Origin of the sequence: Hydrogenibacillus sp. N12 (genome assembly GCF_019645935.1) — a bacterium.
Lineage (GTDB): Bacteria > Bacillota > Bacilli > Thermicanales > DSM-22653 > Hydrogenibacillus > Hydrogenibacillus schlegelii.
The window spans coordinates 1,419,365-1,439,557 of the sequence record NZ_CP080953.1; the positions used below are offsets into that span (position 1 = coordinate 1,419,365).

Genomic DNA, 20,193 nt, shown 5'->3' on the forward strand with positions numbered 1-20,193 from the left:
TCGTCCCCGTCTGTCTGATCAAGCCCCGTCTGTCTGTTCATGCTTCCCGTTCCGCCGCCCGCCGAGCGCTTCGGCCGCCGGCGGCGCTTCCGCCGGAGGCTCGTCCGACGGATGGCCCAACCGCTCCCGCGCCCGGGCGATCCAGGCGACGCCGCATCCGTTGTCGCCGGCCAGCTCCGGCGGCGCAAACCGAAGCGGAAAACGCCGCCCGAGGCGCTCCTCGACGCGGCGGCGGATGAACGCGTTGGCGACGACGCCTCCGACGAGCACGAGCGGCCGGACCTCTTTCGCCCCGCCGAGGACGATCTTCTCGATCGCCCGAGCGACCGCCGCCTCCGTCGCCCGGGCGACCGCCGCCGCCGGCGCCCCCCGATCGATCGCCCGAAGAAGCGCCGCCTCCGACCCGGAAAGGTGCACCGCCCCGTCGGACGAGCGCACCGGCACCGCGATCGCCCGCGCCGCCGCCTCCTCCGCCTGCCGGGCCAGCGCCTCCAGGCACGGCCCCGCCGGAAAGGGACAGCCGAGACGGACGCCGATGCGGTCGATGAGCTGACCGACCGTCACATCCCGCGTCCCGCCCCGGACGGCGATCCGGTAGCCGCCAGGCACCGGCGCGACGTCCAAAAGCTCCGTCGTCCCGCCGGATAAGTGAAGCGCCCAAAACGGTCCCGACGCCTCCAGCCGGTCGAAGGCGGCAATATGCCCTTCCTGATGGGTTGTCTCATAAAACGGTACCCCGGCGCCGGCGGCGAGAAAGCGGCCGAACGCCCGGCCGACCTCAAACACCGGCATGTACGACCCCTCGACCGGCCGCGGCCGGGCGCTCGCGGCGACGGCCCGAAGCCGCCGGCCCGAAAGCGCCGCCCGGATCTCGGCCGCCGCCCGGCCGAGCATCCGCAAATGAAAAAAAACCGCCTCCGACTGCCGGGCTCCGACGGCCCCGGGCGCCACCGGGACGAGCCAGCGCCGGTCGAGGAGGACGGTCCCGTCCGCATCGATCAAGCAGATGGACGTCCGGTAGTTGCTCGTATCGATGCCGAGATACACCGCGTTCCCTCCGCTATCGGCCGCCCGCCGGCGCCCCGCCGTCTTCCGACGCCTCTTCGGCGCGCAAAGCCTCGCCGTCTTCTGACGCCGCCCCGGCGCGCGAAGACCCGTCGGCCGCCGGCTTCGCTTCGGCGCGCGAAGGCTCGCCGGCCGCCGCCGCGTCGCCTTCGGCGTCGGCGGCCTCGCCGAAACGCTCCCGGAACACCCGGGACAGAAGGCCGTTGATGTACACCCGCGCCCGCTCGTCGCTGTAGCGCTTCGCGAGCTCCACCGCCTCGTCGAGGGCGACCTTCGGCGGCACGTCGTCGACATAGAGGAGCTCGTACAGGCCGAGCCGGAGAATCGCCCGGTCGATCACCGGGATCCGTTCCAGCCGCCAGCCGACGAGATGATCGACGATCAGCCGGTCGAGCACCGCCTGTTCCCGGAGCACCCCGGCGACGAGCGCCCGGGCATACACCCCCTCGTCGGGCTCAAGCCCGAGCGCCTCGAACGCGGCCTCCGGCGTCGCGCCGGCCAGATCGATCTGATACAGCGCTTTTAAAGCCAACTCCCGCGCCGTTCGCCTCTGCATCCGCGCCGGGATCTCCTTTCTCCCGCTCCACCGGTCGGTTCACCGACCCACCCGGGCCCGAACCGGCGCCTCACCGGCGGTCCCGTTCAAAAAACGGCCGCTCCCGCTCGGTGAAAAATGACTCCGGCAAAAAACGCATGATCCAATCCGCCAGGCGATCCTTCCGGTCGTAGCGGCCGCCGATCCAGAAGCCGAGCGCCACCAGGACGGCGACGACGAACGCCCGCCACGCCCCAAACGCGAGGTAGACCGCGCTCACGAGGAGCGCGTATGCCGTCCCGAGGATCTTTCCCAGATGGGCCTGCCAGTCGAACATCGGCCCCCCTCCCGCTTACAGCACCCGGCGCCGGGGCGGCTTCGGCGCCTCCGGCCGCTCGACCTCGTGGACGAAGACCGACACCTTGCTGATCTCGACGCCGGTGATCGCCTCGACCTTGCTTTTAACCTCCGCCTGCACCCGTTCGATCAGCTCGGGGATCGGCGCCTCCCCGTCGACGCCGATTTTGATAAAAAATTGATACCCGTCGATTTCCGAGGGCTCAAAGCGAACGGCGACGTCGTGGGCGCCCGGGATCTTCTGCGCCGCCTTGGCGGCGAGATGCTCAAACGTCGACAGCGCGATCCGCGTCTCGCCGTAGGCGTTCCGGCCGGCCAGGGCCGTCTCCTGCCGCGGCCGCCGCCGGACGACGAGAAAGCGAAGGCTGAGAAGAAGGAGGGCGAGGGCGACGACCAGAAGCGCGATCTTGGACGGCAGCGACTGGTACAAAAAGGCCAGCGCATCGTACACCTGCGTCTCCAGAAGGCCGAGCGCCGGAACGATGAGGGCCGCGGAGACGACCAATCCGATGAGCGCAAACAGCCTGAGGAGCCAGTAATCGACTCCGGACACGTCGCTTCCCCCTTCTTCGGCTCCCGGGCCGCGGCGCCGGGCTGCCGCCCGCCCCAACCGTCCGAGCTTCACCCAAATTATACCCGCGCTCACATACGTGTCAAATCGACTGGACGGCGGCGAGACGCCGTTCGAGGAACCGCGTGTCGACGTCGCCGGCGACGAACTGCGGATCGTCCATGAGCGTCCGGTGGAGCGGGATCGTCGTCTTCACGCCGGGACCCTCGACGACCATTTCGTCGAGCGCCCGGCGCATCCGTCGGATCGCCTCCTCCCGGGTCGGCGCCCAGACGATGAGCTTCGCGATCATCGAATCGTAATACGGCGACACCGTCGCCCCGGGGACGAGGCCCGTATCGACCCGGACGCCGAAGCCGCCCGGCAACCAGAGCCGCTCGATCCGCCCCGGCGTCGGCATAAAATCCCGGTCGGGGTCTTCGGCGTTGATCCGGCACTCGATCGCATGCCCCCGGAAGGTGACTTCCTCCTGCCGCACGCGGAGGGGCTCCCCGGCGGCGACTCGGATCATCTCCTGAACCAGATCGATGCCGGTGATCATCTCCGTCACCGGATGCTCGACCTGGATCCGGGTGTTCATCTCCATAAAGTAAAACCGGCCGTCTTCGTCGAGCAAAAATTCGATCGTCCCCGCGCCGACGTAATCGACGGCTCGCGCCACCCGGATCGCCGCCTCCCCCAGCGCCTGCCGGAGCTCCGGCGTCACCGCCGGCGACGGCGCCTCTTCGATCAGCTTCTGATGCCGCCTCTGCACCGAACAGTCCCGCTCGCCGAGGTGGATCACGTTCCCGAAGCGATCGGCAAGAATCTGCACCTCGACGTGGCGGGGCCGGCGCAAGTATTTTTCCAGATACACTCCCGGCGACCCGAAGGCCGCTTCCGCCTCCTGCATCGCCATCGGCAAAAGCCGGATCAGCGCCTCCCGGTTCTCGGCCACCCGCATCCCCTTGCCGCCGCCGCCGGCGGTCGCCTTGATGATCACCGGATAGCCGATCGCCTCCGCGACCGCCGCCGCCGCCTCCGGCGTCTCGACGAGGCCGTCGGAGCCGGGGATCGTCGGCACGCCGGCGACCGCCGCCGTCTTTTTCGCCGCCATCTTATCGCCCATCCGGGCGATCGCCTCCGGGCTCGGGCCGACGAAGGTGAGCCCGACGTGGCGGCACAGCTCGGCAAAATGCGCGTTCTCCGCGAGAAAGCCGTACCCCGGGTGAACCGCATCGGCGTCGACGGACGTCGCCAGGGCGACGATCTGCGTCATGTTGAGATAGCTTTCTCTGGCCGGCGGCGGACCGATGCAGTACGCCTCATCCGCGAGCCGGACGAACAGCGCGTCCCGGTCCGCCTCCGAAAAGACCGCCACCGTCCGGATGCCAAGCTCCTTCGCCGCCCGAATGATCCGGACGGCGATCTCACCGCGGTTGGCGACGACGAGCTTCCGAAACATCGCGCCTCCTCCTCGTGACTCAGCCGTCCAGCCGCACCTTGAAGAGCGGCTGACCGTATTCGACGAGCGTGCCGTTTTGGACCAGCACCTCGACGATGGTGCCGCTCACTTCCGCCTCGATCTCGTTAAACAGCTTCATCGCCTCGATGATGCAGACGACCGTCCCCGGCTCCACCCGATCGCCGACTTTGACGAACGGCGGCGCCCCGGGAGACGGCGCTTCGTAAAACGTCCCGACCATCGGGGCGGTAATGATATGTATCTCCGCTTCTTCCTTTGCGCCCGCGCCCGGACCCGTGCCGCCCGCCGGCGCCTCGCCGCCGGCCGGCGCACCGCCTTCCGGCGCCTTTCGCTCCGGAGGTGCTCCCGCAAACCCGGACGGTCCCGCCGCCGGCGCGGCGAAATGAAATTCTTCCCGTCCGGCGGTAAGGCCGGACGGCGCCTCTTTTTTGATGACGAGCCGTTCTCCTTCTTTTTCCCACTCCAGGTGCGTCACGCCGCTCTGATCGATCAGGCGGATGAGTTCGCGGATTTCCTTCAACGAAAACATCGACGTCCGAAGCCTCCTTAATCTCCCGGCCGCTTGTGCCCATTATAGCATAACCGTCCGAAAGGAACCGCGGTCCATAAAAAAGCCGCCGCCGCATGCGGTCGGCGGCTTCGGGCCGGCTTCGTCGATCCGAACCTCTCCCCGGCGGCGCCGGCCAACCCCGCGCTTCCTCGGCCGGCGGTTACGGCCGGGCGCTCACGGTCACATCCGTTCCCCGCACCCCCATGTTGGTCGTCACCAGCTGGATGATCGACACGACGTCGTCGGGCCTAAGCCCCGGCGAGCGGACGACGACGTTGACCCGGTTGTCGTCAGCCATGACGACCGCATCGGCGTAACCCTTGGCCCGGATGAGCGACTCCACAAGCTGCTCCTTCGACTCCAGCTCCTCCAGACGATCCAGCCGGGCGCTCGCCTCCTTGGCCGCCGCCTCGTCCCCCTTGCCGAGCTGCTTGAAATACCGCTCCATCTCTCGCGCCCGGGCCTGATCCCGCTCCAGCCGGGCCGTGGCAAAATAATCGTCCTCCACCGGCACCGCCGTCGCCTTCGGCGCCGCGGATCCCCCGGCCGGAGCCTCTCCGGCGACCGGAGCGCGGTCATCCGCCGCCGTTTTGAGAGCGGAATCGGCCGGCGATGGGTCGGCGCCCGAAGCCCGATCGGTCGACGACTTTGTCTCCGCCTTCGAGGCCGCATCGGCCGGCGCGTTTGCCGTTCCCGGCCGGCCGGATCCGGCACCCGGATCGTCCACCGCATATCGGGACGAATCCGCCGGCGCCGTTCCGTCGTCCATGTAGAACAGGTAATACACCGAAAGGACGATGAGCAGCGTCAGCATCGTCATCAGCCAAAACGTCTGCCGCTTGGTCGACATCCGCTTCCCTCCCCGGTTCTTCCAGCGTCCCGCGCCCCCATGCGGCGCGCCCTCTTTAACGCGCAGCCTTTTTCGGCACAACCGCCACCCGGTGCGGCGGCACATCGAGGGCGCGGCTCACGACGTCGGTGATCCAGGCCCGCACCGCGCCGCTTTCCGCCCCCTCCGCCACGACGACGACTCCCCGGACGCGGGGCTTCAGCGTCTTCACCACCACCGGCGCCTCCCCGCCGCCCTGCGCGAGGCGGACGACTTCTTCGTCGACCGTCGCGTCGCCGATCGTCCGGCGTCCTCCCTGCGCGTCAGACTCCACCGTCTCCTGCCGGCTCGTGCGGGTGTTTTTTTCGTACACCCGCTCCTCCGTCGAATCGAGGTTCACCATCACCGTCACCCGGCCGACGCCGAGCACCTGCTCGAGCACCTCCGTCAGCATCGCTGCATACCGCGCTTCATACGCCGCCATCGTCTCTTCGGTCGCCGGCGCCACGGCCTCCTTTGCCGGAGCCGGCGGCGGCCCCTCCCGCACCCGGATCCCGCCCGCGAAAAGCGACGCGGCCAGGAGCGCGACGGCCAAAAGAAGGGGTGTGCGGGCTTTCGTCCAACCGTCCACCCCCCTTCCTCCCTTCTCCGCGGCCTCATCCCGGCAGGCGGCCGGCTACAGCCCGACGATCCGGATCGCCGCGGTGGGAAGTCCGTAGCGCTCCCGGAAAAAACGGAGCACCTCCGCCTCCAGTTCCCGCCGCTCCACCGGCGCCCGACGGCCTGCGGAGCCGGCGGACGGAAAGGCGCCGAGCTCCACCCGGATCGCCTCCACCGTCCCGGCGTCCTGTGCCGGGTCGTCCCCCGGGACTTTGCTATCCGTTTTATGACCCTGTCCCCGGAAATAGACCTCGACCGTCCGGACCTCCGGCGCCGCCGGGCCGTCCCCCCCGAGGTGAACCCGCACCTCCGCCGGCCGGCCGACGGCCGCCGAAAGCCCGGCCGCCATCTCCCGCTCGAGAAGCTCCCGGGCGACCGCCGCCCGGGCCTCGGCGCCGGCTTCCGCCAGCCTGGCCGTCTGGCGCGCGAGCGCCTGCCGGGCCGTCGCCCCGAACGGATCGCTCCCGGCCCGCGCCATGCGCTCCCAGATCGCCCGCTCGTCAAGCTCCCGAACGCCGAAGAGCGAAAACACCGGCCCGACGAGCGCCACGAGGACGAAAAGCCCCAGCACAAAACGGACGTAGCGGCGCATCTCCCCGCTCGGAAGCACGAGATCGACGACCGTCGCCATCAGCACGACGAAGATGAGTTCCCGGATCCAGTCGGACAAAAATCGCATCGTTCCCCCTCCGACGCCGCGACCTGCCCGGCCCGGCAAGCGACCCGCCCGCGACCTTCCCGCCCCGACGGACGGCCCGACCGTGACCCTTCCGGGCCGGCAAACGACCCGCCCGAACCTTCCCGCCTCGGGAGACGCCCCGTCACGTTGCCCCCGGCCCGGCGGGCGACCCGGCTCCCTCCGGCGCCGGCCGGCCGCCGACGATCCGGCCCTAACGGGCGAACAGGGACGCATTGGCCGCCACGAGAATGACGACAAGGGATAAAAAAAACATCATCCCGAGGGCGGTGAGCACCGCAAACATGAACATGAGCGCCCCGCCGATCGACTCGAGCGCCCGGACGACCGGCCCGTTTTCCAGCGGCTGCAGCACCGCCGCCGAAAACTGGTACACCAACGCGATCACGAACACCTTCGCCGCCGGATACGCCGCCGCGAGAAACAGGAGAAACACCCCGACGAGACCGACGGCATTTTTGAGGAGCATCGCCGCCCCCATCACCGTCTCCGTCGCGTCGGAAAACATCCGGCCGAACACCGGCACCGTGCTCGAGACGACGTACTTCGCCGTCCGGAGCGCGACCCCGTCGGCGACCGCCGCCGCCGTCCCCTGGACCGACAGCACGCCGAGGAAGACCGTAAAAAAGACGCTTAAGGCCGTGATCGCCAGCCGGTTCAAAAGCCGCCCCAGGTTCGTCACCGCATACTGCTCCGAAAACAAACTCACGAGCGCCAGCACCGCCGAGAAGAAAAAGAGCGGAAAGACGACCTGATCGATCACCACCGCGCTCGTGTGGACGAAAAACAGGACGAGCGGGTGAAACAGGCCCGACGAGAGCACCCCGCCGGTCGCCGCAAGCAGCGAGAGGAGCACCGGGAGAAGCGCCACCATCACCCCTTCCATCCCCTGGATCGCCCGGTGGGCGCTTTCCGTCGCCAGGCGAAAGCTGTCGAGGACGAGGGCGCTTAAGATGAGAAACGTCACGTACTGCGCCACGCGGCTTACGGCCCGGTGTTCAAAGGCCCCCTGTATGTGTTCCAGCACCGTGCTGAAGACGGTGAGCAGGAGAAGGGTCGAGATCAGCCCCCCGAGGGCGACGAGTTCCCCGACGGCGTAGCGGAAGACCCCCCGGGCCGCTTCCGACCAGGGGAGCCCCTGAAGCGCCTCCCGAAAGAGCCCCCGCACCTCCCCCGGCACCTCTGGCGGGAGATATGCCCGGTACGCCTCGAGGGAGCGGCGGTACGCCTGTTCGATCTCCGACAGATCGAGCGCCCGAAGCTCCAGCTCCACCGCCCGGTCGAGGAGCGCCGCCGCCCCGGAGCGCCCGTCCCCCGGCCCCGGCGCCTGCCCCTCGAAGCCGATGTCCGGCTTCGCCGTCCCGGACGTCGGCCCCTCGACGACGATTCCCGGCTCCGCCGGCCCGGAGGGCCGGTTCCCGCCCCCGATCGCGAGCCCAGCATCCACCGGGAGGGACGCCTTTCCCTCGGCGCCGATCCACCCTTCCGCCGCTTTGGGCGCCCTCCCCGCCGCTTCGGCCGCCGCCCGCGCCGGCATAGGCGGCGTATGGTCCTCCGGCCCGACCGCTTTCGGCCCGGCCGCCCAGAGCAACCAGAACACCGCCGCGCCGATCGCCCATCGGGCGACCCGGTTCCGCCACCGGCGAAAGCGCCGAAGCGCGCCTTCCTCGCTTCGCACCGCGCCGCCTCCTCCCCGCCCCCCGCCTGCCGATGTGGTGCACCCCCGGCTTGGGCCTCGCATCGCTACGGGATCAGCCTGAGCACCGCTTCGATGAGCGCCTCGATGATCGGCACCGCCATGAGGAGGATCATGAGCTTTCCGCCGAGCTCGATCTTTCCGGCGATCGACCCTTCCCCGGCGTCCCGGCTGATCTGGGCGGCAAAGTCGGCGATATATGCGACGGCGACGATCTTCAGGATCGTCGCGACGAAGAGCGTATTCACCTTCGCCCGCCGCGCCAGGTCCGCCAGCAAAGCGATAATCTTCACCACATCGTTCAGAATGAGAAAAAAGAGCATCACGCCGGCGATCAACACGACAAAAAAAGCAAACGCCGGCCGCTCCGCTTTGAGCACCAGGCTGAGGGCCGTCGCCGTGAGTCCGATGCCGACGATTTGCCAGATCTCCATCTCCGTCTCCACCCGCCGTCCTGCTCAATAGAAATGAAACACGCGCTGCAAATGTTGAAATAAATTTTGCAAGTATCCGGCGATCATGGAAAGCACGAAGACAAACCCGACGAGCGTCAGCCAGTCGGCCCAATCCTCCCGCCCCACCTGTTTGAGCACCGTATGGAGCATGCCGGTGATGATCCCCACCGCCGCCACGAGAAAGAGCGTCTGCGCCTCCGGCCCCATCCGTCTCCCTCCCGCCTACAAAAAGAGCACCAGCAAAAACAGCCCGAACAAAAAGCCGAACGCCCGAGCGAGCCGCCCGTAGCGGGCTTCCTCTTCCCGGGCCCGCGCCTCCAGCGCCTCCAGGGCCGAAAGGGCCAGGCGGAGGTGTCGAATTTGCGACGCCACGTCCGTCCGGCCGAGCACCTCGGCGAGGGCGGACACCGCCGCCTGCTCCTCCCGGCCGAGATGGGCCCGTGGAAAATGACGCTCTACCGCCTGACGGAACGCTGGCGCAAGATCGTCCGTCCCGCCGGCGATCACCTCGGCCACCTCGGCAAAAAACCCTTTGAGCGGTCCGGACGTCCCCGCCGCCAGACGGCGAAAGATCTCCTCCAAAGCCGTCCGGCCGTAGACGATTTCCGTCTCCATCCGGACGAGCGCCTCCCGAAGCGCCCGGAGCTGCCGCGGCCGCGTCCGGTACCCCTCGGCGACGGCCAGGCCGCTCCACAAGGAAAGCGCCCACAGCATCATCCCGAGCCATGCTTCATGCATCGCCATCCCCCCGGTCAGCCCGTCACCGCCCCGCCTCGAACGGTCGACGCTCCCCTCCGACTCCCCTCCCGCGCCGACCAGAGCACCCGAAGCGCTCCGTCGTAGACCGCCTGAACGCCGACGCCGCCCGCCTGCCGCCGGAGGACGATCCACCGCTCGAACAGTCCGGCTTCCACCAGCGGTCGAAACGCCGGCCGCGTCCGAAGCGCCTCCGGCCGGTCCCCGTGGACCGTCGCCAGCACGACCACGCCCGCCGAAAGCGCCGTCCGGACGGCGGCAAGATCCGCCTCGCCGCCGAGCTCGTCGACCGCGACCACCTCCGGGCCGAGCGCCCGCACGGACATGACAATGCCTTCGGCCTTCGGCGTCCCGTCGAGCACATCCGTCCGGGGCCCCACGTCGAACGACGGCACCCCGTCCACCGCCGCCGCGATCTCCGACCGCTCGTCGATCACGGTCACCCGGCGGCCCTGAAGCCGGAACCGGTCCGAACCGGCGCTTAAAAGCCGAACCAGATCCCGAAGCACCGTCGTCTTCCCGCCCCGCGGCGGCGCCACGAGGATCGTGCTGAGAAGCCGATTTTTTTCCAGCACGTACGGAAGGAGCATCTCCCCCGCGCCGACGACCGGCCGCGGCAGGCGGATGTTGAGGCTCCCGATCGAGCGCAGGCGGAGCACCCGTCCCCCTTCGACGACCGCCTCCCCGGCGACGCCGACCCGAATGCCCCCGGCGAGCGTCACGTACCCCCGTCGGATTTCTTCCTCCAGCGCATACACCGAATGGCGAGTCAGGATGGCAAACGTCCGCCGAACGTCTTCGGCCGACACCCGGACGGCCCCGTCCGTCGCCGCCCCGAGGCGCCCGTCCGGGGTCAAAAAGCCGGCCCGTTCCCCGGCGACGACTTCCACCGGTCGTCCGGCCCGGAGTCGAATTTCCTCGGGAAGCCCCGCGGCCGACAGCGCCTCAAGCGCCCTTCCGATCGCCGGCGGGAGCGCCGGAAGGAGCCGGGACCGCACCATCGCTCGAAGTCCGACCGTCTCCGAAGTCGGTTCTTTCGTCGACGCTTCAAATCCGGCCACCTGCGTCCCCCCTCGTCCGCCTATCCCCACCGTATGCGCCGCCCGTCCGCCTTAGAATCGACAAAAAAAAGCGGACGATCGCCTCTCGGACGATCGCCCGCCGTCACCATCGGCATTTTGTTTTACCGCTTTACCCCCGGAGCGCTGCCCTCGCCCGGCGCCGGACGTTCCGTTTCGGAGACCGCCCCGATTCCGAACGCTGCGCCGGTTCCCCAAAGCCGCGCCGGTTCCGGAGATCGCTCCCCTTCCGAATGCCGCCCCGGTCCCTCACGCCCGGGAGACATATTCCCCGGAGCGGGTGTCGACGATGATCTTGTCCCCGACGTTGACAAAAAGCGGAACCGTCACCACGTACCCCGTCTCGAGCTTCGCCGGCTTCGATCCGCCGGACTGCGTATCACCGCGGATCCCTGGCTCCGTCTCGACGACTTCCAGCACCACCGTGTTCGGCAGCTGAATGCCGATGATCTCCCCCTGGTACTGAACGATGTGCACCGTCATGTTTTCTTTCAGGAAATTCAGCTCGTACTCCAGCTGCTGCCGGTTCAGCGTCACCTGCTCGTAAGTGTTCATATCCATAAATGTATACTCATCGCCGCTTGCATACAGATACTGCATCTCTCGCGTCTCCACGTGGGCCCGGGGCACCTTTTCCCCTGCCCGGAACGTGTCTTCCCGAATGTTGCCGTTCCGCAAATTTTTTAATTTTACCCGCACAAAGGCTGAGCCCTTGCCGGGTTTGACATGCTGAAACTCCAGCACCTGCCAGGGATCGCCGTCGAGTTCGAGCGTGATGCCGTTCCGAAGGTCGTTCGTCGAAATCATGCCCGTCATCCTTCCTGACCAGAGCTTCTCCTCCATCTTAGCAATCCCGCTTCATCTTCGCAATCCGGCCCTTCGCCATGCGGCCCCCTTCCTCTGCCAGCCCCAAAAAATCGCTTCCCCGTTCGTCGATCGCTTAAGGGCGTTTTTCCGGTCGTCAGCCGACGACGACGAGGGCCTTCGTCGCCAGCGTCAACACCTCGGCGCCCTCTTCCGTCACCAGCACGTCGTCCTCGATCCGCACCCCGCCCAGGCCGGGCAGATAAATTCCCGGCTCCACCGTCACCACCATCCCCGGCCGGAGCGCCTCCTCGCTTCGGGACGAGAGGACCGGCTTTTCATGCACTTCCAGACCGATCCCGTGGCCGGTGCTGTGGCCGAAATACGGCCCGTATCCGGCCGCCTCGATGGCCGACCGGGCGGCCCGGTCCACCTCCCGGGCCAAAACCCCCGGACGCACCGCCTGAAGCGCCGCCTCCTGCGCCCGCCGGACGACCTCGTAGGCCTCCAGGAGTTTCTCCGGCGGACGGCCGACGGCAAACGTTCGGGTGATGTCCGACACGTACCCTTCGACGACGGCGCCGAAGTCGAGCGTGACGAGCTCCCCGTCCCCGATCGGCCGATCGGACGCCGTACCGTGTGGCAGGCTTCCCCGTTCGCCGGAGGCGACGATCGTCGGAAAGGCGATCCCTTCCGCCCCCTGCCGCCTCAGGAAACTTTCAAGCTCGAGCGCCAGCTCCCGCTCCGTCATCCCCGGCCGAGCGATCTCAAGCGCGTACGTCACCCCGAGGTCCACCAGCCGGCAGGCGGCGCGGATGCGCTCGATTTCTCCGGCCTCTTTCACCGCTCTGAGCGCTTCGACGAGCCCCGACGTCGGCACCCACTCCCCCGGGGCCGCCTCCGAAAGAAGGCGAAAGTGCGCCACCGATAGATGCTCCGCCTCAAACCCGATCCGCCGAGCGCCGGCGGCCCTCAAGTGCTCCGCCGCCCGATCCCAGTATCCGCCGCCGGCGGCGATGTCCAACTGAACGCCGATCGCCTCCGCCTGCGCCTGTTCTTCATAGCGAAAATCCGTGATCAAGACCGCCCGATCCTTAAGCACGACGACGAGGCCGGCCGACCCGGTAAAACCGGTCAGATACCGCCGATTCGGCCCGTGCGTCACCACGAGGGCCGAAAGCCCTTCGGCCCGCAGCCGTTCCTGAAGCCGGATCAGGCGTTCGTTTTTCTCCGAATGCTCCGTCACCGGTTCTTCTCCCCCAACTCAAGCGCCTTCTCAGCCGGGTTTTCCCCGCCGCTTTTTCCGAACCCGCCGGCAGCCCCTGAGTTCTCCCCATCGCCGGCAAGGCCGCCGAACACGTCCGCCACGGCTTGTCCCCGAAGGTGCGCAAGAAGCCCCACGAGCGCAAGCTCATAACCGAGCGCCCCGAGCCCGCTCACCGTCCCGAGGACGACCGGCGCGACGAGGCTCCGGCGGCGAAACGCCTCCCGCCGATACACGTTCGAAAGATGCACTTCCACCGCCGGGAGGCCGACCGCCGCCAGCGCATCCCGAATGGCCACGCTTGTATGGGTGTAGGCCGCAGGATTCAGAATGAGGCCGTCAAACTGCCCCGGGGCCGCGCCGATCCAGGTAACGATCTCCCCTTCGTGGTTGGACTGCCGGCACTCGACGAACGCCCCGAGCGCCCGGCCGAGCGCCTTGAGCCGCCCGTCGATCGCCTGAAGCGTCGTCCGGCCGTAGATCTCCGGCTCCCGGGTCCCGAGAAGCTGCAGATTGGGCCCATGAATGACGAGAACGCGCACGCCCCCTCCCCCTTTCGCCGATCATTCTACCACGTCACCAGCGGGGATTGGAAAAGGCGTGCACGAGGCTCGCTCCGATCATCAGCGAGGCCAGGACGAACAAAGACAGCGTCACCACCCGCGTGTTCACATCCGGATAGCCGAGCCCGACGAACGCCGCCCACAGGATCGCGCCGCCGATGAGGCCCGGCCAGAACGCCCGAACCCGTGCCAGCGTAAACGCATAGAGGAGCGCGTAGGCGGACAAAAGCCCATACACCGCCGCCAGTCCGCCGATCGCCCGCGCCCAGGACGGCGTTCCGGCCGGCGCGAGATGCCGGATCAGATCTGACGGAACGAGCTCGGTCCATCCGAGGGCGCCGGCGAGGTAAGCCAGCCCGCCGAAGAGGACCGTTGCCGGCAGCGCCACGCCGAATGCCGCCCGAATCCGCTCCCCTTCTCCCGGTTCCCGTCCCTTGCGACGGGCCCGTCGCCGCCTGGTCACATCGCTCACCTCCCCGCCTGACCGTCCGGCCTGCCTGCGCCCCTCGCCCCGGACGCCGCCGGTCGCCGGGACACCGGCCGCGCCGGAAGCGGCCGCCGCCTAGAACCGGCTTCCTCTCCCGCGGGCAACGCCCGGCCGACGGCGCTCCTTCCGCTTTCCGGCCACCGAAGCTCATTCGCGTGCCGGCCGCCGATGCCCGAACCGCTTCCGGACCGGGCCGGCACCGTCGATTCGGTGCGGTCTATAGTCTTCCCGACGGCGCCGAACGTTCAATCCGCCTGGCCGGTCTTCGGACCAAGCCTTGATGCGCCGGGGAACCATAAAAAAGCGCGCCTTCCGGCGCGCTTTTTTCGATCCGACGATCACTTTTTCTCCGCCAGCCAGGCGGCCACCGCTTTGGCGTCGTCGCCCTTGAGGAGCCCGCCCGGCATCGTCCCCTTGCCGTTTTCGATGATCGACAAAATCTCATCCTCGCTCAGCCGAGCGCCGACTTGCCGGAGATCCGGCCCAGCGCCGCCGCTCAAATCCTGCCCGTGGCAGCTGGCGCACGACGACTTAAAGAGCGACTCCGCCTGCGCCGTCGCGCCGCCCGTCGCCGTGCCGGTCCCCGTCTGACCGCCCCCCCGACTGACCGCCGCCGCAGCCGGCCGCCGCCAGAATGAGGGCGCTTCCAGCGAGCACGAGAAGACGTTTCCGCATCGACATCCTCCTCTCTTTTCATGCCCCAAGGGCTCGCGTCACTCTGATTTTAACAAATCGACGGCCTTCCCATCCGGACATCGGGAAGAAAAAAATGGCGGTTTTGTGACCCGATGCCCATCGCTCAAAGATCACACCCCGTACCGAGCTCCGATATGCGCGAGGTGCACCGGACCCGAAAATACCGCCGCCGCCGCCTCGACGAGGGCGTGGTGCATCCCGTAGTGCGGAAGATGCGTCAGCACCAGCCGCCGGACTTCCGCCTCCGCCGCGAGACGCCCCGCCTCCTCGGCGTTCATGTGCCCCGCCGGCGTTCCGTCTTCCCCGGCGTACACGCTCGACTCCGCGATGAGGAGATCCGCCCCCCGAGAAAAGGCGACAAGCTCTGGGAAAAACCGCGTATCCGACGTGTAGACGATTGCCTTTCCGTCCGCCTCGACCCGAACCGCCAGCGTCTCCACCGGGTGAACCGTCCGGAGGAACGAAAACCGCCCGCCGCCGATCTCCAGCCGATCCCCTTCCCGGATCGGGATGAGCGTCGTCCCCTCGATCCCCTCATACGCCCGCACCATCGCCTCCGGCGACGGCGGCGCGTAGATCGGAAGCTCCTTCTCCCCGCCGGCCTTCCGATCGAGCAGCATCGCATACTGCAGCACGCCGAGATCCGCGACGTGATCGTGATGAAAATGCGTCACGATCACCGCGTCCAGATCTTTCGGCATCCGGTACTTCATCAGTTTTCCCAGAACGCCGCTTCCGACATCGAGGAGCACGGCCGTCCGGCCGATTTCCAGCAAATAGCCGGCCGTCGACCCCTCCGCCTCCGGATACGCGCCCCAGAATCCGAGCACGGTGAGTTGCACGAACGCCTCGCCTCGCTTTGAACTCGACGCGTTATTGGTTGCTTGCCGGCCCTCCGCCCATCGGACATCGCCTGCCAAAACCGCCCGTCGGACGCCGCCCGCCTCAAAACACTTAGACCGCCGTCGACCGAAGCCCGTCCTCACCCGGCATCCCCAAGGCCGCGCCCAAACCGCCGGCCGCCGCGGCCCGCCCGCCTCGGCGCCGCCCGTCTCCGGCCCGCCCGCCTCGGCGCCTCAGGCGTCCGCCCGCTCACCCGCCCCGACGCCGCCGACCCCCTGATCGGCCCCGGCCTCGGCGTCGGCGCCTCCGGTCGCCGCGCCGACCCCGTCGTCCGCCTCCGGTCGATCGAGTTTCGGCCCGTCGTCGGCGTCGGCTTCCGCCCCGGCGCCGCCTTCCGACGCCCCGTCTCCCCGCTCCTCTTCATTCCTTGCCCGAAATTCCCGAAACGCCGCCAGCCGCTTCGGATCTTCCTTCAGAAACTGGACGAGGTCGCTCAGCGCCGACAGCGTCTCCGGCCCGACGTGATGCTCCATCCCTTCCACGTCGGCGACGACGTCCGCCTCGGGCACGCCGATCAGGCGCAAAAACTCCTCCAGAATCGCGTGCCGGTCGACGAGCCGCTTGCCGAGTTTCTTCCCCTTCGGCGTGAGGACGAAGCCGCGGTACTTTTCGTATTTCAAGTATTCACTTTTATCAAGTTTCTGGATCATCTTCGTCACCGAGGACGGATGTACTTCCAGCGCCTCCGCAATGTCGGCCACCCGGGCATATCCTTTTTCTTTGATCAGCGTAAAAATCTGCTCCAGGTAGTCTTCCATGCTCGGCGTCCGCGTCACCGCCCATCCCCCCCATCATCGCCTCCATCATAGCGACAAACCGACGGCGACGCAAGGGACGGGCGGGTGAAAAAGCGCGAAAAGGCATAAAAAAGCCGCCGCCGGTGCGGCGGCCGACGGCCTCTTTTACCCCTTCGGCGACTCGTCGTTGTCCGCTTCCCCGTACGTCTCGTCCACCGGCGGAAGATGCCGCGGGATGCTTTCGTGGAGCTCCCGGTTCTCATATTGAAAGGCCGAAAGGCGCGTATCGTCCGGATGCCACTCCCGCCCGACCTCCATCTCCCGCGGCGCCCCGTACGGCCCCTCCGGGAATTCCTCCGGGATGAGCTCGTGCCGCCACGACTCGACCGCCTTCACATCCCGGCGCCGCCGGCGGAAAAAATCGAAACGGCCCACCGAATCCCCCTCTCCGGCGAGGATGCCTGGCCAAGATGTCGCTCGGCCTGTTCCAAGCATCTCCCACCGGACGAAAACCATGCCCCCATTTCTCACCGGACGGCCGGAAAACGAAAAACGGGCCCCCATCAGGCCCGTCTTTCTCCCGGCAGCCGTTCTCCGGGCAAAAGCCAGACGAGCACCCCGTTCACAAGCGTCAGCGCCCAAAGCCCGACGAACACCGACCGCATCCCCGCCTCAAGCGCCGAGGCAAGGAGCGCCGGGTCGACCCCCGTCACACCGCTCAGCCCGCCGCCCAGAAAAAGCGCCCCGAGGGCCCGCATCGCCCGCTCCGCCTCATCCGGCGAAAGCCCCCCGCCGACAAGCGCCCGCTCCACGCCGCGGTTGAGAAGCGCCCCGAACACCGCCGCCCCCACCGTCCCGCCGAACAGCCGCATAAACAAATTCGTCGACGTCGCCGCCCCTCGAAGCTCCCACGGCACGCGGCTCTGGATCGCCACGATGTACGCCGTATTCGTAAACCCCATCCCAAGGCCGATCCAAAACGACGCCGCCCCGGCGTACAGCGCCCCGTACGCCGGCCGCATCAAGGCAAACATCGTCCCGCCGACGAAAAGAAGCGCCGCCCCGGCGATCGCCGCCGCCCGCGGTCCGACCCGTCCGTACAGCCGGCCGAGGACGAACGACCCGAGCGGCCAGCCGATCGACATCGCCGTAAGCGCCATGCCGGCCACCTCCGGCGGCCGCCCGAGCACCCCCTGCACGTAGCTCGGCAAAAACGTCGACAGCGCGATGAGCGCCGCCCCCGTGACGAACGTCGCTCCGTTCGCCACCGCGATCAGCCGCTCCCGGAAAAGCACCGGCGGCATCACCGGCTCGCGAGCCCGGCGCTCCGCCCACGCAAAGAAGGCGGACGCCCCGAGGCCGAGCAGAAGAAGCGCTGCCGTCTCCCAGCTTTGCCACGGCCAGAGCGTGCCGGAAAACAAAAGTCCGCCCATCCAGCCGACGAGGGCGAGAAAAAGCGCCGCCGCCCCGGCCCAGTCGATCGCCGGCCGGCCGGTCCGCGCCGGCTCCTCCAGAAACAGGAGCACGAGCGCCACCGACACCGCGCCCACCGGCACGTTGATCCAGAAGATCCACGACCAGTGCCAGAACTTGACGATCAGCGCCCCGATCATCGGGCCCGTCAGGGCCGAAAGCGCCCAGACGCTCGACAGCCACCCCTGCACCCGGGCCCGCTCCGTCCCCGGGTAAACGTCTCCGATCATCGTCTGGGCGATCGGCATCACGCTCCCCGCACCCAGGCCCTGCAAAAAACGAAAAGCGATCAGCCAGCCCATCGACGGCGCCAGCCCGCTCAAAATCGAACCGAGCAAAAAAAGCGCCACCCCGCCTGCATACGCCGGCCGCCGCCCGAACAAATCCGCCACTTTCCCGAAGATCGGCGTCGTCACCGCCTGCGCCAGCATAAAGCCGGAAAACACCCACCCGATCCAGCGAAAACCGCCGAGGTCGCCGACGATCGTCGGCATCGCCGTCGCCACGATCGTCGACTCGACCGCCGCCATGAACATCCCGAGCATCGCCGCCGCAAGCACGTACGGCCGAGAAGCCCGAATCCGTTCGTCCAGCGTCGCCGGTTCCGCCACGATTTCCCCCCTCTCGAACTTTATGAAACCTTGATCATGAAACCTTGATCCGTCCCGTCGGAAAAGCCTTCGCTTGCCGTTCGACCAGTCGGATCTCCGGTGCGCCGATTCCTGCCGACCCTCCGCCAGGCCCGCTTCGCATCGAACCGCCGCCTTGCCCGAGCGAAAGGTCGTCTGAGCAAATCATCCGATCGGACGGATCGTCGAGGATTTCCCGGTTCTTACCACCGCCATGCGCGTATTCTATCATGCGACTCAAGAATGCACAACCGGTTTCATTCCCGGGAATTCTGAAGATTTCAGCGTTTATTTCTGTAAATTACTGACGCAGTCATTTCGATATCATCCATGTGTGGCATCATCCTTTTCTAGTTCAAAAAGCGCCTTATTGATCGCCTCGCGGAGCTCCTCCAATTCACCGGTTTCCCATTTTTCGGCTTTGATTTCCGGCTCCGGTATGGCTTCAAACCAGCGTCGAAAAAGCATCTCCATGAACTCCTTGGCGAAATGTTCCGTCACGATGCGATCAATGGAATCCGAAACCGACAGGATCTTTTTTCCATCCCTAAAAAGCACGTAATCCCACAGTCGGATGTCCTCACCATCGATCATTCGCAAAAACAATGCTCTGGCTTCGGGTGTCATCTCCCCTTTTACGGCGATCGCCCCCTTCATGCCGCTCCACGGTTCTACCGAAATATTTGTAAGTCGGAGAAACTCCTCTTTCCCTTCACTCAATTCAGGGTCGTCAGGAAAACGAACTTCAAAATGAGAAGCCGAAAGCACGCCGTACTTAATTAAGAACTTCCATACACCGCTGATGTCTTGAATTCCGCGTGTTCTTTCGGTACGGTCTCCGATGTAAAAATACTCTCGGTCTCCAGACATCGTCATCACTCTCCATTGAGCAAAGTGAAGGAATCCGAAAACCGCCCTGAACGGAATGATCGATACCTGGTCACCGGAATCGAGGCGTCAAATACATAGAAGGCCGGCGCCGATTCGTCCCCGCGTTCCGAACCGGCGCTGGCATCTTGAGCGAAAATCGATCAACAAATTTTCTACGTCTTTTCTGTGTCGCGAATTAGCGAGGCTCGCCTTTCATGAGCGCATCGACGTCTGCAGGTTCGGCGTCATGGACAAGACCTTTCGCCCGCAGGGACGCTTCCGTCCACTCCGGAAGCCGAACGATCTCCCCGCCCGTCGCGTCGTAGACGATCTCTTTCTGCCAGTTCCCCTTCTTGTCATAATAGATTTCTTTCCATTTCGCTTCCTTTTTGACCATAGATGTCGGCGTAATAGACCACCTTGTATCCGCCGGATAACGGCACCACCTCCGTGCGTTGAACCGGGACCGCCGCATCTTCCGCGTCCTTCAGGTCCGGGGAGGGAGCGGCATTGTCCTCCTGGTGAAGCCCTTTTGTCGCGGCATAACCGGCCACGCCCGGAAGGGCCAGCGCCAGCGCGACCAAGCCGCCGATCATTGCCGTCCGACGCTTCCGCTTCGTCATACCGATCGATCCTCCTTTATTTTACTAAAGTAAAGAGCCTCTTCGATCATCATGATACCACATCTCTCCAGTTTTGTCTGTCGTCCATCCGGATGACGGCCGTGTCAAGGTTCGGTAGGCAGGGATCTCACCGAAAGGGAAATCCGCGCTCAATCTCATGGGAAGACCGGTCTCGTAAGCTCGCGCAAAACGAACTTCCCCCACGGTTTCCCGGCGAACGGACCTTCCAGCGCCGGAAAATGCCCCCGCAGCCACTCCCCGGCCGCGTGAGCCAGCCCCTGCCGGACATCCGGCTTCCGCCAACGGTGCTTTGCTTCTTTCGCCTCGGACCGGCGCCCTTGCGCCTCTGACCGACCCGTTTCCCCCAGCTCCTGCACCGCTTTCCATACGCTCACGGCGCTCACGCCAGGAACCCAGGACGCCAAAATC

At 66.8% G+C, this 20,193-nt stretch carries 25 protein-coding genes and 1 pseudogene; all 26 read right to left on the minus strand.

The window, feature by feature from the left end; genetic code table 11:
* Nucleotides 1–18: 18 nt before the first annotated feature.
* The 26 genes and pseudogenes from K2M58_RS06660 to K2M58_RS06780 all read right to left on the minus strand — a co-directional run bounded on the left by K2M58_RS06660 (nt 19) and on the right by K2M58_RS06780 (nt 19,764).
* Nucleotides 19–1,047, minus strand: a complete 1,029-nt coding sequence (locus tag K2M58_RS06660; RefSeq protein WP_220678931.1) for a Kae1-like domain-containing protein — start codon at nt 1,045–1,047, stop codon at nt 19–21.
* 13 nt (nt 1,048–1,060) lie between these two features.
* Nucleotides 1,061–1,621: a transcription antitermination factor NusB gene (gene nusB, locus K2M58_RS06665; protein WP_220676911.1), complete on the minus strand. Its 561-nt coding sequence runs from the start codon at nt 1,619–1,621 to the stop codon at nt 1,061–1,063.
* 70 nt (nt 1,622–1,691) lie between these two features.
* On the minus strand, nt 1,692–1,937 hold the full coding sequence (locus tag K2M58_RS06670; protein ID WP_220676912.1) for a DUF2273 domain-containing protein: 246 nt from the start codon (nt 1,935–1,937) through the stop codon (nt 1,692–1,694).
* 15 nt (nt 1,938–1,952) lie between these two features.
* Entirely contained in the window at nt 1,953–2,510 is a 558-nt protein-coding gene (amaP, locus tag K2M58_RS06675) for an alkaline shock response membrane anchor protein AmaP (RefSeq protein ID WP_169793303.1), read from the minus strand.
* A gap of 100 nt (nt 2,511–2,610) precedes the next feature.
* A complete protein-coding gene (gene accC, locus K2M58_RS06680; protein ID WP_220676913.1) occupies nt 2,611–3,972 on the minus strand; it encodes an acetyl-CoA carboxylase biotin carboxylase subunit in 1,362 nt (453 codons plus the stop codon).
* 19 nt (nt 3,973–3,991) lie between these two features.
* A complete protein-coding gene (gene accB, locus K2M58_RS06685) occupies nt 3,992–4,522 on the minus strand; it encodes an acetyl-CoA carboxylase biotin carboxyl carrier protein (RefSeq protein WP_220676914.1) in 531 nt (176 codons plus the stop codon).
* Between the two features lie 181 nt (nt 4,523–4,703).
* A complete protein-coding gene (locus tag K2M58_RS06690; RefSeq protein ID WP_220676915.1) occupies nt 4,704–5,393 on the minus strand; it encodes a SpoIIIAH-like family protein in 690 nt (229 codons plus the stop codon).
* A 55-nt stretch (nt 5,394–5,448) separates the two neighbouring features.
* On the minus strand, nt 5,449–6,003 hold the full coding sequence (gene spoIIIAG, locus K2M58_RS06695; protein WP_220676916.1) for a stage III sporulation protein AG: 555 nt from the start codon (nt 6,001–6,003) through the stop codon (nt 5,449–5,451).
* Between the two features lie 45 nt (nt 6,004–6,048).
* The gene (gene spoIIIAF / locus K2M58_RS06700; protein WP_220676917.1) at nt 6,049–6,711 is read right to left on the minus strand and encodes a stage III sporulation protein AF; all 663 of its coding nucleotides are present in this window, start codon (nt 6,709–6,711) and stop codon (nt 6,049–6,051) included.
* A 211-nt stretch (nt 6,712–6,922) separates the two neighbouring features.
* Nucleotides 6,923–8,407: a stage III sporulation protein AE gene (gene spoIIIAE / locus K2M58_RS06705; protein WP_220676918.1), complete on the minus strand. Its 1,485-nt coding sequence runs from the start codon at nt 8,405–8,407 to the stop codon at nt 6,923–6,925.
* Between the two features lie 65 nt (nt 8,408–8,472).
* Nucleotides 8,473–8,871, minus strand: coding sequence for a stage III sporulation protein AD (gene spoIIIAD / locus K2M58_RS06710; RefSeq protein ID WP_354667505.1), 399 nt, complete (start codon nt 8,869–8,871; stop codon nt 8,473–8,475).
* A gap of 12 nt (nt 8,872–8,883) precedes the next feature.
* The gene (spoIIIAC, locus tag K2M58_RS06715) at nt 8,884–9,087 is read right to left on the minus strand and encodes a stage III sporulation protein AC (protein ID WP_066203842.1); all 204 of its coding nucleotides are present in this window, start codon (nt 9,085–9,087) and stop codon (nt 8,884–8,886) included.
* Between the two features lie 15 nt (nt 9,088–9,102).
* A complete protein-coding gene (locus K2M58_RS06720) occupies nt 9,103–9,618 on the minus strand; it encodes a stage III sporulation protein AB (RefSeq protein WP_220676919.1) in 516 nt (171 codons plus the stop codon).
* 14 nt (nt 9,619–9,632) lie between these two features.
* Nucleotides 9,633–10,697, minus strand: coding sequence for a stage III sporulation protein AA (gene spoIIIAA / locus K2M58_RS06725; RefSeq protein ID WP_220676920.1), 1,065 nt, complete (start codon nt 10,695–10,697; stop codon nt 9,633–9,635).
* 267 nt (nt 10,698–10,964) lie between these two features.
* Nucleotides 10,965–11,522 (minus strand): elongation factor P, encoded by a 558-nt coding sequence (gene efp, locus K2M58_RS06730; protein ID WP_066203847.1) that lies wholly within the window; start codon nt 11,520–11,522, stop codon nt 10,965–10,967.
* A 154-nt stretch (nt 11,523–11,676) separates the two neighbouring features.
* Nucleotides 11,677–12,765 carry a M24 family metallopeptidase gene (locus tag K2M58_RS06735; RefSeq protein ID WP_220676921.1) on the minus strand — a complete coding sequence of 363 codons (1,089 nt, stop codon included), beginning with the start codon at nt 12,763–12,765 and terminating at the stop codon, nt 11,677–11,679.
* Entirely contained in the window at nt 12,762–13,325 is a 564-nt protein-coding gene (gene aroQ / locus K2M58_RS06740) for a type II 3-dehydroquinate dehydratase (RefSeq protein WP_220676922.1), read from the minus strand. The genes K2M58_RS06735 and aroQ overlap by 4 nt, the downstream gene beginning before the upstream one ends.
* Nucleotides 13,326–13,359: 34 nt before the next feature.
* The gene (locus tag K2M58_RS06745) at nt 13,360–13,818 is read right to left on the minus strand and encodes a hypothetical protein (protein WP_220676923.1); all 459 of its coding nucleotides are present in this window, start codon (nt 13,816–13,818) and stop codon (nt 13,360–13,362) included.
* A 353-nt stretch (nt 13,819–14,171) separates the two neighbouring features.
* Nucleotides 14,172–14,333, minus strand: a complete 162-nt coding sequence (locus K2M58_RS12625) for a c-type cytochrome (RefSeq protein ID WP_252393400.1) — start codon at nt 14,331–14,333, stop codon at nt 14,172–14,174.
* Nucleotides 14,334–14,364: 31 nt separating this feature from the next.
* Nucleotides 14,365–14,508: a hypothetical protein gene (locus tag K2M58_RS12630; protein ID WP_252393401.1), complete on the minus strand. Its 144-nt coding sequence runs from the start codon at nt 14,506–14,508 to the stop codon at nt 14,365–14,367.
* 131 nt (nt 14,509–14,639) lie between these two features.
* On the minus strand, nt 14,640–15,371 hold the full coding sequence (locus K2M58_RS06755; RefSeq protein ID WP_220676924.1) for an MBL fold metallo-hydrolase: 732 nt from the start codon (nt 15,369–15,371) through the stop codon (nt 14,640–14,642).
* A 417-nt stretch (nt 15,372–15,788) separates the two neighbouring features.
* Nucleotides 15,789–16,190, minus strand: a pseudogene (gene mntR, locus K2M58_RS06760) (transcriptional regulator MntR); the annotation flags it as partial.
* 144 nt (nt 16,191–16,334) lie between these two features.
* Entirely contained in the window at nt 16,335–16,604 is a 270-nt protein-coding gene (locus tag K2M58_RS06765) for a hypothetical protein (RefSeq protein WP_220676925.1), read from the minus strand.
* A gap of 128 nt (nt 16,605–16,732) precedes the next feature.
* A complete protein-coding gene (locus K2M58_RS06770) occupies nt 16,733–18,253 on the minus strand; it encodes an MDR family MFS transporter (RefSeq protein WP_220676926.1) in 1,521 nt (506 codons plus the stop codon).
* Nucleotides 18,254–18,595: 342 nt separating this feature from the next.
* On the minus strand, nt 18,596–19,141 hold the full coding sequence (locus tag K2M58_RS06775; RefSeq protein WP_220676927.1) for a hypothetical protein: 546 nt from the start codon (nt 19,139–19,141) through the stop codon (nt 18,596–18,598).
* Nucleotides 19,142–19,497: 356 nt separating this feature from the next.
* Nucleotides 19,498–19,764 carry a hypothetical protein gene (locus K2M58_RS06780; RefSeq protein ID WP_220676928.1) on the minus strand — a complete coding sequence of 89 codons (267 nt, stop codon included), beginning with the start codon at nt 19,762–19,764 and terminating at the stop codon, nt 19,498–19,500.
* Between the last annotated feature and the right edge of the window lie 429 nt (nt 19,765–20,193).

Coding starts and splice junctions, on each gene's coding strand:
- spoIIIAF (WP_220676917.1), bottom strand. CDS start 6,711: ATGCGATTTTTGTCCGACTGGATCCGGGAACTCATCTTCGTCGTGCTG.
- accB (WP_220676914.1), bottom strand. CDS start 4,522: ATGTTTTCGTTGAAGGAAATCCGCGAACTCATCCGCCTGATCGATCAG.
- spoIIIAC (WP_066203842.1), bottom strand. CDS start 9,087: ATGGGGCCGGAGGCGCAGACGCTCTTTCTCGTGGCGGCGGTGGGGATC.
- K2M58_RS12630 (WP_252393401.1), bottom strand. CDS start 14,508: ATGCGGAAACGTCTTCTCGTGCTCGCTGGAAGCGCCCTCATTCTGGCG.
- K2M58_RS06775 (WP_220676927.1), bottom strand. CDS start 19,141: ATGTCTGGAGACCGAGAGTATTTTTACATCGGAGACCGTACCGAAAGA.
- K2M58_RS06690 (WP_220676915.1), bottom strand. CDS start 5,393: ATGTCGACCAAGCGGCAGACGTTTTGGCTGATGACGATGCTGACGCTG.
- nusB (WP_220676911.1), bottom strand. CDS start 1,621: ATGCAGAGGCGAACGGCGCGGGAGTTGGCTTTAAAAGCGCTGTATCAG.
- accC (WP_220676913.1), bottom strand. CDS start 3,972: ATGTTTCGGAAGCTCGTCGTCGCCAACCGCGGTGAGATCGCCGTCCGG.
- K2M58_RS06670 (WP_220676912.1), bottom strand. CDS start 1,937: ATGTTCGACTGGCAGGCCCATCTGGGAAAGATCCTCGGGACGGCATAC.
- efp (WP_066203847.1), bottom strand. CDS start 11,522: ATGATTTCGACGAACGACCTTCGGAACGGCATCACGCTCGAACTCGAC.
- K2M58_RS06780 (WP_220676928.1), bottom strand. CDS start 19,764: ATGACGAAGCGGAAGCGTCGGACGGCAATGATCGGCGGCTTGGTCGCG.
- K2M58_RS06720 (WP_220676919.1), bottom strand. CDS start 9,618: ATGCATGAAGCATGGCTCGGGATGATGCTGTGGGCGCTTTCCTTGTGG.